Source organism: Gemmobacter nectariphilus DSM 15620, from assembly GCF_000429765.1.
Classification (GTDB): Bacteria; Pseudomonadota; Alphaproteobacteria; order Rhodobacterales; family Rhodobacteraceae; genus Wagnerdoeblera; species Wagnerdoeblera nectariphila.
Genome location: NZ_AUCM01000007.1, coordinates 161,293 through 175,592, shown reverse-complemented (window position 1 = coordinate 175,592; position 14,300 = coordinate 161,293). Strand labels below are relative to the sequence as shown.

Sequence of the window (14,300 nt, the reverse complement as noted above, 5' to 3'; positions counted from 1 at the left end):
CCGCCATGACCCTGCCCAGCCGCTCCATGGCACCCAGCCCCTTGCCGTCAGGCCCGGCCGGACGGCTGGTGGCGGTGGTCGTCACCCATAACCGGCTGGAGCAGCTGCGGATCACGCTGGGGCGGCTGCTGGATAGCCCGCCCGAGGCGCTGGCCGCGGTGGTGGTGGTGGACAACCTGTCCTCGGACGGCACGGCCGACTGGCTGGCCGGGCAGGGCGATCCGCGGCTGGCGGTGCTGCGCCCCGATCGCAACCTGGGCGGCGCTGGCGGGTTCGAGGCCGGGATGCGCCATGCGGTCGCGCAGCTCGATCCCGACTGGCTGGTCGTGATGGACGATGATGCCCGCCCCGATCCGGGCACGCTGGCGGCCTTTGGGGCCATGGACAAGACCGGGTGGGAGGCGCTGGCCGCCGCGGTGCATTTCCCGGACAGCGCGATCTGTGCCATGAACCGGCCGTTTCGCAACCCGTTCCGCGCGCCGCTGGCCATGCTGCGGCGGCTTGCGGCGGGGCAGGCGGTGCATCTGGGCGCGCTGGATTATGCGGGCGGGGCCGGGGTGCAGCCGGTCGATGGCGCCTCGTTCGTCGGGCTGTTTCTGTCGCGCGCGGCCATTGCGCGGGCAGGCTATCCTGACGGGCGGCTGTTCCTGTATGCCGATGACGGGCTTTACACGCTGGGCCTGACGCAGGCGGGCGGGGCCCTGGGCTTTGCCCCCGCGCTGCGGTTCGAACATGATTGTTCCACCTTTGCCGGGGCGCCGGGGCGGTTCACCCCCTTGTGGAAGGCCTATTACTACCACCGCAACATGCTGATGTTCCAGCGCCGGGCCGCCGGGGCCTGGTTCTGGCCGGCCTTGCTGATCGTGGCGCCGAAATGGCTGCTGAAGGCGCGGCGCCATGGCGGGCAGCGGCGGGCCTTCCTGCGGCTGATGCGCCTTGCGCTGGCCGACGGGCTGGCCGGGCGCACCGGGCGGCCCCATGCCGAGGTTCTGGCCCTGGCCGGGCCGGAGCCCGCCTTGGCCCCATGAGCGGGGGGCGGCATTTCCTGCTGGTCGCCTGCCGGTCCCCGCACGAGGTGGGGCGGGGCGACGGGGTGGTGCTGCGCGCGCGCATGGCCATGTTGCGCCGCCATGGCCGGGTCACGGTGCTGGCCTATGGTGCGGGGGGCGACTGGCCCGATCCGGGCGTGCGGGTGGTGGGGGTGCCGTTTTCGCGCGGCGCGGCGCTTGTGGGGGCGGCACAGGCGCTGGCCAGGGGGCTGCCGCTTCAGGTGGGGATCTGGCGCCAACCGGCCTTTTGCCGCGCCTTTCTGGACCTGACCGCCGAAACGCGCTTTGACGCGGCCGGCTTCATCACCCTGCGCTGCGCCTTTGCCCTGGATCCGGAATTGCGCGCCCGCCCCGGTCTGCCGGTCTGGCTGGAGATGATCGACCTGCTGTCCGAGAACATGCGCCGCATCGGGGCGCGGGCGCCCTGGCCGCGCCGGGCGCTGATGCGCTTCGAGGCCGGGCGGCTGGCGCGGCTGGAACGGCAGGCCGCATCGCGCTTTCGCCCCGTGCTGCTGGTCAACCGCGACGAGGCCGCGCGCGATCCGGGGTTCGACCATCTGCCGCTTGGCCTGCCGCCAGAGCGCTTTCGCGGCCCCGCCCCGGCGCGGCCGGTCCCGCCGCTGCGGGTCTGCGTGTCGGGCAATTTCACCTATCTGCCCAACCGCGAGGCAGCAGAGCTGGCGTTTCGCGGTGTGTCGCGGTTTCTGGCAGGTGGGGGATGTGCGGTGGACCTGTCGCTGCTGGGGCGCGGGGCCGGGGCGATGGCGGCCGCGCTGGGGCCTGTGCCTGCGGCCCTTGTCCTGCGCAGCGAAGAGCCTGAGGACATGACCGCGGCGCTGGCTGCCTGCGATGTGGCGCTGTGTCCGGTGCTGACCTTTACCGGGATGCAGAACAAGCTGCTCGAGGCGGCGGCGGCCGGGCTGATCGTGATTGCAACCCCGGGGCCTGCTGCCGTGATCGGGCTGCAGCCGGACCAGCATTTCCTGCCGGTGGCGGAGGCGGGCGACATTGCCCGCCAGCTGGCCCGGGTGGCGGCCGATCCACCGGCCTTCGATCCCATGCGGCGGGCGGCGCAGGCGGCCGTGCGCGAGGCCCATGCCGAGGACCGGCTGGCCCGCCAGTTCGACCGCCTGCTGGGCCTTGGCCCGCCTGGCGCAGGACCCTAGCGGTTGAGCAGATCGAGATGATGGCGGCGCAGCAGCAGAAGCCCCGCCACCAGCGGGATCAGCGCCACGACCAGCACGAAGGTGACCGAGGCGAAGCTGGCATAATACATCGGGTAAAACCCGGCCCGCATCAGCCCGGTGATATGGATCAGCGGGTTCCACCACAGGATGTCCTGCACCAGCTTTGGCAGACCCTCGTAGAGGAAGATCACCCCCGAGATCAGGAACAGCGGCCGGTTGAGGATGGCCCAAGCCTGTTCCCAGACCGGAAAGGCCATGAACAGATAGCAGTTCAGCACCCCGACCCCCAGCCCCAGCACGGCGGCCAGCCCCATCGACAGGGCAATGTCGCCCATGTTCAGCACGGTCCGCGTGCCGGTCCAGACCAGGATGCCGGTCAGGATCAGATAGGTGACCAGCGTCATGGTCAGCGCATTCAGCAGAAAGCGCGCCAGAATGGCATCCAGCCAGGTCACCCCCGGATATTGCAGCAGCGGGCGCGAGAATTGCACCGCATGACCGACCGACCCCGACAGCGCGCCATAAAGCATGAAGGGCATCATGCCCGTTGCCTTGAACAGCACGAAGCTTGACCCCAGCGGGGGGTTGCGCATCAGCATCGAGAAGGCAATCGCCAGCATGAGGATCCCGGCCAGCGGCTCGACCACGGCCCAGATGTAGCCGCCAGGCGATCGGCCATAGCGGGTGGACATCTCGCGCAGCATCAGCGCGACAATGGTGCGCAGCGCCGCCCGGGGCCGCCAGCCACGGTCGGGCTGTGCCAGCGGGCGGGCTTCGGGCAGACGGACGGGCAATTCGGCGCCGGGGGCGGACAAGGAGGTATCCTTGAACTGGTGAAATCCGAAAGGATTATGTAGAAAACCCGTGAGAAGCGCAAACAGGCATCAAAAGGCTGGGGCTGCACGTGGCGAAAGACGATTCAGAGGCTGCGAATTCCGCCCCCAAGGCGCAGCCTGCCAGTGGTCCCGCACGCCAGGATGCCCCGCCTGCGCCGCAGGGCGCGGCGGGCGGCAACGGGGGGAACCCGGCCCCCGGTCCTGCCCCCGGTCCTGCCCAGACCGCAGCCCCGGCCGCGCGTCCCCCGGCGGCCCAGGGCGGCGCAGCCGGTGCGCCTGGTGCGCCAAAGCCGCAGGGCGCCCCGCCTGCCAGGCCCGCAGGGGGCAAGCCCGCGCAGCAAGGCGCAGGGCCCGGAGCCGCGAAACCCGGCAGCTGGGCCGCTGCCGTGGCCGAGGTCGAGGTTCGCCCCCTTGTGCAGCCCGCGCGGATGAAGCCGCGCCACCGTGGCCTGCTGCTGGGGCTGGGGCTGGTGGTGGTGCTGCCGCTGGTGCTGGCGGCCGCCTATCTGTGGATCCTGGCGCGCGATCAATATGCCTCGACCGTGGGGTTCACCGTGCGGCAAGAGGAAGCCGCCTCGGCCGGGGCCCTGGCCGGCGGTCTGGCCCAGGTGCTGGGGGTCGGCGGCAGCAGCGGATCGAACGCGCGGGTGCTTTACGAATTCATCCAGAGCCAGGAACTGGTGGAACTGGTGCAGCGCGATCTGGATATCCGGGCGCATTACGCCCAGGGCTGGCCGATGGATCCGGTCTTTTCCATCTGGCCCGATGCCACGATCGAGGAACTGACCCGCTTCTGGCTGCGCATGGTGCGCATCAGCTATGACGAGGGCAGCGGCCTGATCGAGATCGAGGTGCGCGCCCACGATCCGCAATTCGCCCGTGCCATGGCCGAACGTCTGGTCGCCGAAAGCCAGACCATGATCAACCAGCTGAACGATACCGCCCGCCGCGATGCGATGGCCTGGGCGCAACAGGACATGGACCAGTCCGTCGCCCGGCTGCGCACCGCGCGCGAGGCGCTGACCGCCTTTCGCGCCAGCACGCAGATCGTCGATCCGGCCGCCGACATTCAGGGCCGCATGGGCATTCTGACCAGCCTGCAAGAACAGCTGGCCCAGGCGCTGGTGGATCTGGATCTGCTGACCGGCGTTGACGATTCCGACCCGCGCCGCCGCCAGCTGGCACGCCGCATCGAGGTGATCCGCGACCGTATCGCCCAGGAACGCCAGAGCTTTGCCGCCCAGGATGTCACCATCTCGGATACCGACTATCCGACGCTGATCGCCCGCTACGAAAGCCTGCTGGTGGACAAGGAAGTGGCCGAGGCCACCTATCGCGCCGCCCAGGCCCAGCTGGATGCCGCCCGGTCGCGCGCGGAACGCAATACGCTCTATCTGGCCACCTATATCCGCCCGACGCTGGCGCAGAAATCCGAATATCCCGACCGGCCGGTGCTGATCTTGCTGGCGGGGTTCTTCCTGCTGATGCTGTGGTCGGTGCTGGCCCTGGTCTATTATTCGCTGCGCGACCGCGGATAGGGGGCTGCCTGGTGATCCGTTTCGAGAACCTGACCAAGGGCTACTGGGTGCGCGGCCAGTGGAAGACCGTGATCGACAATCTGAACGCCACCCTGCCGACGGGCAAATCCCTGGCGCTTCTGGGGCGCAACGGGGCCGGAAAGACCACCCTGATGCGGATGATCGCCGGCAATGAACGCCCCACATCGGGGCGGATCCTGACCGATGGCACCATTTCCTGGCCGGTCGGCTATGGCGGCAGTTTCCACGCCGATCTGACCGGCATGCAGAACACCCGCTTCATCGCCCGCGTCTATGGGGTCGATACCGAAGAGCTGGTCGCCTTTGTCGAGGATTTTGCCGAGATCGGGGAACATTTCCACATGCCGGTGCGGACCTATTCCTCGGGGATGAAATCGCGGCTGACCTTTGGCATCTCGATGGGCATCCCCTTCGACACCTATCTGGTCGACGAGGTGACGGCGGTGGGCGATGCGCGTTTCCGCCTTAAGAGCCAGGCGGTGTTCCGCGCCCGCATGGCCAATGCCAGCGCCGTGGTGGTCAGCCACAACACCAAGGATCTCTATGCCTTTTGCGATGCGGCCGTGGTGCTCTACGATGGCAAGCTGCAGTTCTTCGACCGGCTTTATGACGGGATCAAGCTGCACGAGGAACTGATGGCGCTGCCGCCCAAAGCCGCGTGATACAAGGGGAACGGGCGTGCAACAGATCCTGATCGTGGGGGCCGGGTTTTCCGGTGCAGTGATCGCCCGGGAACTGGCCGAGGCCGGGCTGGCCGTGACCGTGGCCGATGCGCGGCCCCATGTGGCCGGCAATTGCCATACCGAGCGTTGCCCCGAGACAGGCGTTCTGGTGCATGTCTATGGCCCGCATATCTTTCACACCGACGATGCGGGCGTGTGGGACTATGTGAACCGCTTTGCCCGGTTCATGCCCTATGTGAACCGGGTCAAGGCCACGGTGGGCGGGCGGGTCTATGCGCTGCCGGTCAACCTGCACACGATCAACCAGTTCTTCGGCCTGGCCCTGCGCCCCGACGAGGCGCGCGCCTTTGTCGCCGCGCGCACCCAGGCGCCCGCCCATGGCGGCGATCCTGCGAATTTCGAGGAACAGGCCCTGGCGATGGTGGGGCCGGACCTGTATCAGGCGTTCTTCCGCAGCTATACCGCCAAGCAATGGGGGTGCGATCCGCGCGATCTGCCGGCCAGCATCCTGAAACGGTTGCCGCTGCGCTTCAGCTATGACGACAACTATTTCTTCCACCGCTTTCAGGGCATGCCCGAGGCCGGCTATACCGCGCTGGTGGCGGCGATCCTGGATCATCCGCGGATCCGGCTGGAGCTGGGCCGCCCTGTGACCCCGGCCGAGGCGCGGGCAGGGGCCTGGGATCATGTGATCTGGACCGGGCCGCTGGATGCCTGGTTCGGCCACGATCTGGGGCGGCTGGGCTATCGCACGCTGGATTTCGAGCGTTTCACCCATACAGGCGACTGGCAGGGATGCGCGGTGATGAACCATCCCGATGCCGACGTGCCCTATACCCGCGTGGCCGAGCACCGCCATTTCGCCCCGTGGGAAACGCCAGCCGGGTCCGTGGTGGTGCGCGAATATCCCCGCGCGGCCGGGCCGGATGACATTCCCTATTACCCGATCCGGCTGGCGGGCGAACAGGCGCTGCTGGCGCGCTATGCCGAACGGGCCCGGGCCGAGGCGGGGGTCAGCTTTGCAGGGCGGCTGGGCACCTATCGCTATCTGGATATGGACGTGACCATCCGCGAGGCTCTGGAGGCCGCACGGAGCCTGATTTCCGCGCGCAAGACCGGCCAGGCGCCGGCGGTTTTCCTGGCCGGGGCGGTCTGATCGGGTGCGGGTGCTGTTCGTCAACTGGGTCGATTGGGCCGATGCGCTGGGGCGCGGTGGGGGCGTGGCCGTCTATCAGCGCAACCTGGCCCGCGCGCTGCACGGTTCGGGGGTTCAGGCGGTCTGGCTGTCTTCGGGGCTGGCGCATGATCTGCGCGGGGGGGCGCCGCGCTGGCAGGCGCTGGGGCGCCGGCCCGGGCATTACACCATTGCCAATTCCGCCGTTCTGGCGCCGGGTCAGCTGGCCTGGGGCAGCCCTGCCCAGCTGTCGGACCCGGCGACCGAGGCGGCCTTTGCCGATTTCCTGGCCGCGACCGGCCCCTATGACGCGGTGCAGTTCGACAATATCGAAGGGCTGCCGGCGGGCGTTCTGGCCGTGGCGCGCGCGACGGGGGCGCGGGTGGTGGTGGCCCTGCACAATTACTATCCGTTCTGCCCGCAGGTGAACCTGTGGCACCGCGAGCGCGAAACCTGCCCCGGGTTCGATCAGGGCCGGGCCTGTGTCACCTGCCTGCCGGGCAGCCAGACGGGGGCCGGCGCGCGGCGCGCGGCGCTGGCCGTGCTGTGGCAGGCCGAACGGCTGGGCGGCCCCCGGCTGGTGCCGCTGGCCAAGGCCGCTCTGGTGGGGGCGCGGGCCGGGCTTGGGCTGCTGCGCGGCCTGCGCCGCAGGCCGGCCGCCGATCCGGCCGCCCCGGCGCCTGTGCCGGGGGCCGAGGCCGCCGCCTTTGCGGCCCGCCGGGCTGGCATGGTCGCCGCGATCAATGCCCATGCCGACCGGGTGCTGTGCGTATCCGACCGGGTCCGGATGCTGGCCGCCGCCCATGGCCTGACCCCGGCCCTGTTGCAGACGGCCCGCATCGGCACGCCCGAGGCCGCGCGGTTCGACCGCACCCGCGCCCGTCCTGCCCTGACCGATGCGCAGGGCCATCTGCGGCTGGCCTATCTGGGCTACATGCGGCGCGACAAGGGGTTCTTCTTCCTGCTCGACGCTTTGGAGGCGCTGCCCGAGGCCATGGCGGCCCGGCTGCACCTGACCGTCGCGGCCCGCCGCGGCCCCCCCGAGGCGATGGCCCGGCTCGAGGCGCTGCGCGCGCGGCTGGCCGGGCTGGTCCATGTCGATGGCTATACCCATGACCAGCTGGACGGCATTCTGTCCGAGGTCACGCTGGGCGTGGTTCCGGTGCTGTGGGAAGACAACCTGCCCCAGGTCGCGCTGGAAATGCACCTGCGCGGCATCGCGCTGCTGACCTCGGATCTGGGCGGGGCGCAAGAGCTGGGCAATTGCCCCGACCTGGTCTTTCCGGCCGGAAATGCCGCCGCCTTTGCCGACCGGATCGGGGCCGCGCTGGACGGGCGCATCGACCTTGGCGCCTATTGGGCCGGGGCGCGGGCCCCCGAGACGATGGAACGCCATCTGGCGGTGTTGCATCAGGTCTGGCAGCCGCATTGACCGGGACCCCTGCGGGCAACTAGGCTTGGGCCATATGACGTTTGCATATTGTCCCAGGACTGAAAGGTTTTCACATGCCCGATCCCGTTTACATTGACGAAGGCGATGGCGATTTCAAAGGAGTATGGGTCAGCTTTCTGCATGGATATGCCACCCCCGTGCCGGCGGATGCGGTCATCACCGGCCATGTCGGACCCTGGACCGATCATAGCGATGTCTTTCGGCTGGAACTGACCGAGCGTACCGGCCTTTTGGCCACGCTTGACGGGCTGGATCGCAATGCGGACCTGCTGGTTGGCAACGCCCAGGGCCAGACGGTGGCCCTGCGCACCACCCTTGGAACCGACCCCGAACAGATCCCGATCTCGCTCGATCCCGGCATCTGGTATGTGGCGGTGCTCAATGCTGCCGGCCTGACCCCCTATCGCCTGACGCTGGCCAGCACCCTGCCGGTCGATGGAACCCTGGGCGATGACAGCCTGCTGGGCACCGACGGGCCGGATTCGCTCTATGGTCTGTTCGGCGATGACACGCTGGATGCTGGCAAGGGGCCGGATCTGCTGGTCGGCAGCGCCGGCCATGATGTGCTGTTCGGCGGCTGGGGCAGCGATACGCTGTATGGGGGGCCGGGCGATGACCTGCTTGAAGGCAGCGGAGGCGACGATACCCTGTATGGCGAATGGGGCAATGATACGCTGTCGGGCGGCAACGGTGCGGACAGGCTCTTTGGCGGCGATGGCGATGACCTGATCGAGATCGGGCCGACCGGGGCTTACCTGTGGCCCTATCCGCGCGATTATGCCTATGGCGGCAGCGGCAACGATACGCTGATCGGGGCTGGCGGGCGTGGCTGGCTGGATGGCGGGGCCGGCGATGACCTGATCGACGGTCGCGGCGGAGAGGTGCTGCGGCTGATCGGCGGCGCTGGCGACGATACCCTCTATGCGGCCGATGTGCCGGGCGCGACCCTTGGCGATGCCGGCCGCGATCTGCTGTATGGCGGCGCCGGGCGGGATGCGCTGAACGGCGGGACCGGGAACGATACGCTTTATGGCAATGACGGCGACGATTACCTGGGCATGGGGGCTGGCAATGACAGGGCCTATGGCGGGGCCGGCAATGACACGCTGTATGCCGGCGACGGCTTTGACACGCTTTGGGGCGGGGCAGGGGCCGACCGGTTCGAATTCTGGCGCAACAAGGAAGTGAACCGGATCGAGGATTTCGATGCCTCCGAAGGCGATGTGATCGCATTGGCCTCCAGCAACTGGATGTCCGAGCATGGCATCTTGCGCCCCTTGGAGATTGTGACCCTGTTCGGCCGGATCACACCCGATGGTCATGCCATGCTGGATTTCGGCAATGGCGGCACCGTGATCGTGCTGGTCGATGTGCCGACGCTGGACGGGCTGGCCGACAGTATCGTGGTGATCTGACACGTTCTGGCCGCCTGCCCGCCGCACAAGGGCGGGCAGGCCGGCGCGCCGGGGCCCTTGGCCCGGTGGCCTGGCCGGACCCCCTTTCCCCTTTGCAGCCCCCTGACCGCCAGGTGCATCGGCCTGGCGGGGCGTTTTTGCTGTGAAAAAGATTTCCGAGGCTTGTCAAATTTGATTTGCCTCAAAGACCGGCGAGGCCCGCCGCGAACTATAAATGTGTCGAAAAAGTGGCAGGATTGCGTCTATGACGTGGTCTAAACATGCTAACAATTAGATATGTGCACATGATTCTTGGACCGGATCGCCGATCCGGTCGCTGTTCTCAACCATCGTAATCATTGACCCCAAGCGGAGGAGCGAGGAATGACAATACGTTTCACGTCGGCAACGCATATTTTCAGCCTTGACGATCTGACAGGCACGTTCAGCGGGCTGAAGTTCACCGACCTGCCCAGCATCGTCGATCTGACCGGAACGGTCATGCCGACGATGACCGACAAGGATGGCAACATCCTTTACGGGATCGATTCCGAATTCGGATTTTACGTCAAGGACTTCCTTGGCGCCGAGGCCAAGGTGCTGGACGGCGATTATGCCGAGGGCTTTGCCGGCAACATCTATGATCCGATCGACGGGACCACGATCCTTGGCCTGGCGATGAACAATGCCGAGACGGATGTCTTCAAATCCGGCGGGCGGCTGGGCACCTGGGCGCTGGGTGTCGGCGGCGACATGGTGAAGGCGGATTCCGAACATTACTCGGTGATGCAGAACGTCCTGTCGGACCAGCGTTTCCCCGACGACCCCGATGCCGTCGCCCCGCTGGACGATGACCTGCGCATGCTGGACCGCACCCCGACCGGACCGGGCGGCGCGCTTGTGACCGGCCCGCTGTACCAGAAATGGGTGACAGAGCTGGTGCAGGCGCTTCAGGCGGCATCGGACAATGTCGGCAACCCCGATCAGGTGCTGGCCGACATCGACTTTGACCGCGATGGCACGCTGGACACCTATCGGATCACGACCCAGACCATCAGCTTTGATACCGATGGCGACGGCACGACCGAGCTGATCGATGTGGGCGCCGTCGACCTTGGGAACGATGGCTCCATCGACATGATGGACAAGTTCCTGAACGGCTATGGCACCAAGATCGACATCGTCGACCTGCTGGAGCCGAACGAAGCGACCGTCACCTACAACATCGCGTATAGCGATGATTATTCGGTGACGTTGAAGGATGATGGCAAGCTTCTCTATCGCTGGGGCGAGGCGGTCAAGAAGCCGAACGATATCCGCATGGATATCAAGATGGACCTGCCCGAGGAATGGACGCGGGACGACGACGACAATGGCGTCGCGGATTCGCTCGAGAACGGATCGAAAGGGTTCTATATCCACCGGGCCGTTCTGGTGGTGGACCATGACATCACCAACAACCCCAATGACCAGATCCGCCCCGAGGATTACGAAAACGAGGCTGCGACCGGCCGGCAGCCGTCGTATTATGTCGTGATCGACCCCGAGGATGCGACGAATACCCTGTGGGTCTCGCCGCTGGACAGCTATGCCGGGTCGGGTGAATTCCTGCCCAGCTATTTCCGGCTGACCGACACGGGCGCAATCGACCTGGTTGCCCGGGCCGGGGATGTGGCCGTCGCCGACCCCGATGGCAATGTCGTGGGCTTTCGCAACAAGGATGCCTCGGGCAATCTGATCGGGACGGTGCTGCGCGACTTCTCGCTGGCCGACAAGGCCGCGGCTGCGGGTCTGTCGTTCGAGACGGCGGATCTGGCGGCGGGCTATACCAATGAATGGTATACACCGTCAACCGCGAACCCTTCGAATGGTCCTATGACAAGTTCGCCGACGATCCCTTCAAGCAGGTCTTCGAAAGCTTCCGCACCCCCGAGGATGCGGCGGCGGCCGGCTATACCGAGGATCAGCTGGTGTCCGGCCCGCGCTGGCGCATCACGGCCAACAAGTTCGGCCAGGATCTGCCGGGTCTGGAAATTCCGCTGAACGAGAACAGCGAGCCGCCCTATCAGCGCGACAACATCAAGTACGAAACCGGCGAGCGGGTCCTGACCACGATCAACCTGCTGGACTGGAACGGAACCTCGCCCTTGCAGCACAGCGATGGCTGGATGCTGGTTGACCCCACCCGTCTGGATGCGAACGGCGACGGGGTGATCGACGCAGGCTGGCTGAATGTCGACGATGGCAGCGGGACGCTGCTGGCGGCTGGTGATGCAATGCCGACCGGCCCGATCCTGTCGGCCGTGACCCCGAACGGCATGACCCTGACGCAGGACTTCTTCGATACCGCCATCTATCTGAAAGGCGATCGCTCGGATTCGGCCAAGTACTACGACATGTACATGGAGATCGAATACGCCGCGATCGAGACGATCGGCGCGGTGCAGCAGGTCACGGGTGTCAAAGAGAATGTGCAAACAGTATCCTATCAGGACGGGCAGGTGTTCAACAAGGCGGTCGCCTTTGCCACGCCGCTGACCAGAAACGGCAGTGAACCGGCCTCTGTCACCATTTCTTCGGTGACGTCGACCGGAGTGGAGTTGCGGGTCGAGGAGCCCGATTTCTACGACGGGTCTCATGCGCGCGAAGACTTTGGCCTGATGACCTTCGAGGAAGGGTCGTGGAGCCTGGCCGATGGCAGCAAGATCGAGGTCGGAACCACCTTCATTCCCGCTGGCGTGACGGAACGCTTCTTCACGGTCAACTTTGAACAGGCCTTCGAGGAAGCCCCGATCGTCGTGGTTCAGCTGCAGACCGACAACGACCCCGACTGGGCGATTGCGCGTGTGCGCAATGTCACGAAAACCGGGTTCCAGTTCGCGCTGCAAGAGCAGGAGGCGAATGACCACTTCCACAGCGCCGACGAGATCCTTGGCTGGTTCGCCATCGACGCGGCCGATGCCGATGGTGTGATCGACTGGGACGGGCTGGTGGCACAGGCTTTCCGGACCACGGCCAACCAGCTTCCCGGAACGCAGACCTTTGATGCGGCTCTGGGACTTGATCCGCTGATCTCGGCGGCGATGAACACGACCAACGGGCTTGAGCCGGCGGTTCTGCGTCTGACCAGCCTGGTCGATGATGGCACTGCGGCGACTGCCTCGTTCATCGTGCAGGAAGAGAAGAGCTTTGATACCGAGGTGCGCCACAGCCTGGAAACCATCGGCGGCATTGCCTTTGACCAGGCCGGCCTGCTGACCGGGTTCGGGGCGGTGGACAGCTTCATCTTCACCTGACACCAGGCGATGCACCTATTGTCCGCGCGCGGCCCTGTGCCGTGCGCGGCGCATTTCGGCCAGGCGTCACCGGGCCACTGCAAATGTCACGACAGGCCGAACAGAGCCTGTTTTATGCCATCGCCCGGCCTTGGCGGGGCGATCGCCTGGGAACGCAAAGGCCCCGGGCCGCCCGTTCGCCAGGGCAGACGTCCAACGGGCGTCTGCCAGGTCCCGGCTTATCCCTTGGCGCCCTGACCCCGGGCATAGACATCTTCATAGCGGATGATGTCATCCTCGCCCAGGTAACTGCCGGTCTGCACCTCGATCAGCACCATCGGCACCTTGCCGGGGTTTTCCATCCGGTGGATGGCCCCCAGCGGGATGTAGACCGACTGGTTTTCCGTCACCAGCCGCGCCTCGCCGTCGACGGTCACGCGGGCGGTGCCCTCGACCACGATCCAGTGTTCGGCCCGGTGATGGTGGCTTTGCAAGGACAGCGCGGCGCCCGGATGCACCACGATGCGTTTCACCTGAAAACGGTTGCCGACCACCAGGCTTTCGAACCAGCCCCAGGGGCGGTGATCGCGGGGGAAGGTCTCGGCCTGGGCGGCGCTCTGTTTCTTCAGCGCGGCGACCGCCAGCTTCACATCCTGCGCGCGGTCCTTGTGGGCGACCAGCACGGCATCGGGCATGGCAACGGCCACGATATCCGTCAGCCCGATGCCCACCAGTTGCAGACTGTCCGCCTCGGAGCGCAGCAGCGTGTCGGTGCAGTCGATCGCGGTGGCCGCGCCATGGGCCACCACGCCGGCGGCATCCGGGCCCATCTCGCGCCACACGGCCTCCCATCCGCCCAGATCGGACCAGACCCCGCCATAGGGCAGGACCGACAGGTTCGGCGCCTTTTCCATCACTGCATAGTCGATGGAAATGTCGGGCAGCGCGCCCCAGGGCGCCGAGGCCAGCCGGGTAAAGCCCAGATCGGTCTGCGCCTGATCCACTGCGGCGCGGGCGCTGGCCAGCATTTCGGGGGCGTGGGCTTCAAAGGCGGCCAGGATCGCGGGCACCGAAAAGAGGAAAATCCCCGCATTCCACAGATGCCGCCCCGAGGCCAGCAGCTCGGCCGCCGTCGCCGCATCGGGCTTTTCGACAAAGCGCACCAAGGGCTGCGGCTTGGGGTCGAAATCGGCGTCGGGGGCGGTGGTCAGCTCCAGCCAGCCATAGCCGGTTTCCGGCCGGTCCGGGCGGATGCCGAAGGTGACGATCCGGCCCTCCAGGGCCGCATCCGCCGCCGCCTGCACCGCCGCGCGAAAGCGGTCGGCATCGGGGATCACATGATCGGAGGGCGCCACCAGCATCAGCCCGTCCGGATCGCGCGCCGCCAGCGCCAGGGCGGCGGCCAGGATCGCGGGGGCGGTGTTGCGTGCGGCCGGCTCGATCAGCACGGCGGCGGGGGCGATTTCCACCCCGGCCAGCTGTTCGGTGACGATGAAGCGGAAATCGCCCCCCGTCATCACCATGGGCGCGGCAAAGCCCGGTCCCGACAGCCGCCGGGCCGAGGCCTGAAACAGGCTTTCCTCGCCGGTCAGCCGGGCGAACTGCTTGGGATAGCTTTTGCGCGACAGCGGCCACAGCCGGGTGCCCGAGCCGCCGCACAACAGGACCGGATGGATGATCGGGGCCATGG

General features: G+C 67.1%; 10 protein-coding genes. 8 read left to right on the top strand and 2 right to left on the bottom strand.

Annotated features, from left to right (window positions below; translation table 11 throughout):
- Positions 1-5 precede the first annotated feature (5 nt).
- Together G481_RS0108940 and G481_RS0108935 are read left to right on the top strand one after the other, a co-directional pair.
- The gene (locus tag G481_RS0108940) at positions 6-1,028 is read left to right on the top strand and encodes a glycosyltransferase (RefSeq protein ID WP_035025581.1); all 1,023 of its coding nucleotides are present in this window, start codon (positions 6-8) and stop codon (positions 1,026-1,028) included.
- A complete protein-coding gene (locus tag G481_RS0108935; RefSeq protein WP_028029733.1) occupies positions 1,025-2,215 on the top strand; it encodes a glycosyltransferase in 1,191 nt (396 codons plus the stop codon). The genes G481_RS0108940 and G481_RS0108935 overlap by 4 nt, the downstream gene beginning before the upstream one ends.
- Here the strand turns inward: G481_RS0108935 and G481_RS0108930 are convergent.
- Positions 2,212-3,051 carry an ABC transporter permease gene (locus tag G481_RS0108930; RefSeq protein WP_245594944.1) on the bottom strand — a complete coding sequence of 280 codons (840 nt, stop codon included), beginning with the start codon at positions 3,049-3,051 and terminating at the stop codon, positions 2,212-2,214. The two genes, G481_RS0108935 and G481_RS0108930, sit on opposite strands and share 4 nt — an antisense overlap.
- Before the next feature lie 89 nt (positions 3,052-3,140).
- Here G481_RS0108930 and G481_RS23325 point away from each other — a divergent pair, with 89 nt between their 5' ends.
- The 6 genes from G481_RS23325 to G481_RS26230 all read left to right on the top strand — a co-directional run bounded on the left by G481_RS23325 (position 3,141) and on the right by G481_RS26230 (position 11,378).
- A complete protein-coding gene (locus tag G481_RS23325) occupies positions 3,141-4,610 on the top strand; it encodes a KpsE/RkpR family capsule polysaccharide export protein (protein WP_154664564.1) in 1,470 nt (489 codons plus the stop codon).
- An 11-nt stretch (positions 4,611-4,621) separates the two neighbouring features.
- A complete protein-coding gene (locus G481_RS0108920; protein ID WP_028029731.1) occupies positions 4,622-5,293 on the top strand; it encodes an ABC transporter ATP-binding protein in 672 nt (223 codons plus the stop codon).
- Positions 5,294-5,309: 16 nt separating this feature from the next.
- Entirely contained in the window at positions 5,310-6,470 is a 1,161-nt protein-coding gene (locus G481_RS0108915) for a UDP-galactopyranose/dTDP-fucopyranose mutase family protein (RefSeq protein WP_028029730.1), read from the top strand.
- Positions 6,471-6,474: 4 nt separating this feature from the next.
- Entirely contained in the window at positions 6,475-7,920 is a 1,446-nt protein-coding gene (locus G481_RS23320; RefSeq protein ID WP_051294411.1) for a glycosyltransferase, read from the top strand.
- Positions 7,921-7,994: 74 nt separating this feature from the next.
- Entirely contained in the window at positions 7,995-9,356 is a 1,362-nt protein-coding gene (locus G481_RS25080; protein WP_051294410.1) for a calcium-binding protein, read from the top strand.
- Between the two features lie 363 nt (positions 9,357-9,719).
- Complete coding sequence (locus tag G481_RS26230; RefSeq protein WP_028029729.1) at positions 9,720-11,378, top strand: hypothetical protein; 1,659 nt, start codon at positions 9,720-9,722, stop codon at positions 11,376-11,378.
- 1,471 nt (positions 11,379-12,849) lie between these two features.
- Here the strand turns inward: G481_RS26230 and G481_RS0108890 are convergent.
- Positions 12,850-14,298 carry a mannose-1-phosphate guanylyltransferase/mannose-6-phosphate isomerase gene (locus G481_RS0108890; RefSeq protein ID WP_035025579.1) on the bottom strand — a complete coding sequence of 483 codons (1,449 nt, stop codon included), beginning with the start codon at positions 14,296-14,298 and terminating at the stop codon, positions 12,850-12,852.
- Positions 14,299-14,300: the final 2 nt, after the last annotated feature.

Coding starts and splice junctions, on each gene's coding strand:
- G481_RS0108940 (WP_035025581.1), top strand. CDS start 6: ATGACCCTGCCCAGCCGCTCCATGGCACCCAGCCCCTTGCCGTCAGGC.
- G481_RS0108935 (WP_028029733.1), top strand. CDS start 1,025: ATGAGCGGGGGGCGGCATTTCCTGCTGGTCGCCTGCCGGTCCCCGCAC.
- G481_RS25080 (WP_051294410.1), top strand. CDS start 7,995: ATGCCCGATCCCGTTTACATTGACGAAGGCGATGGCGATTTCAAAGGA.
- G481_RS26230 (WP_028029729.1), top strand. CDS start 9,720: ATGACAATACGTTTCACGTCGGCAACGCATATTTTCAGCCTTGACGAT.
- G481_RS0108890 (WP_035025579.1), bottom strand. CDS start 14,298: ATGGCCCCGATCATCCATCCGGTCCTGTTGTGCGGCGGCTCGGGCACC.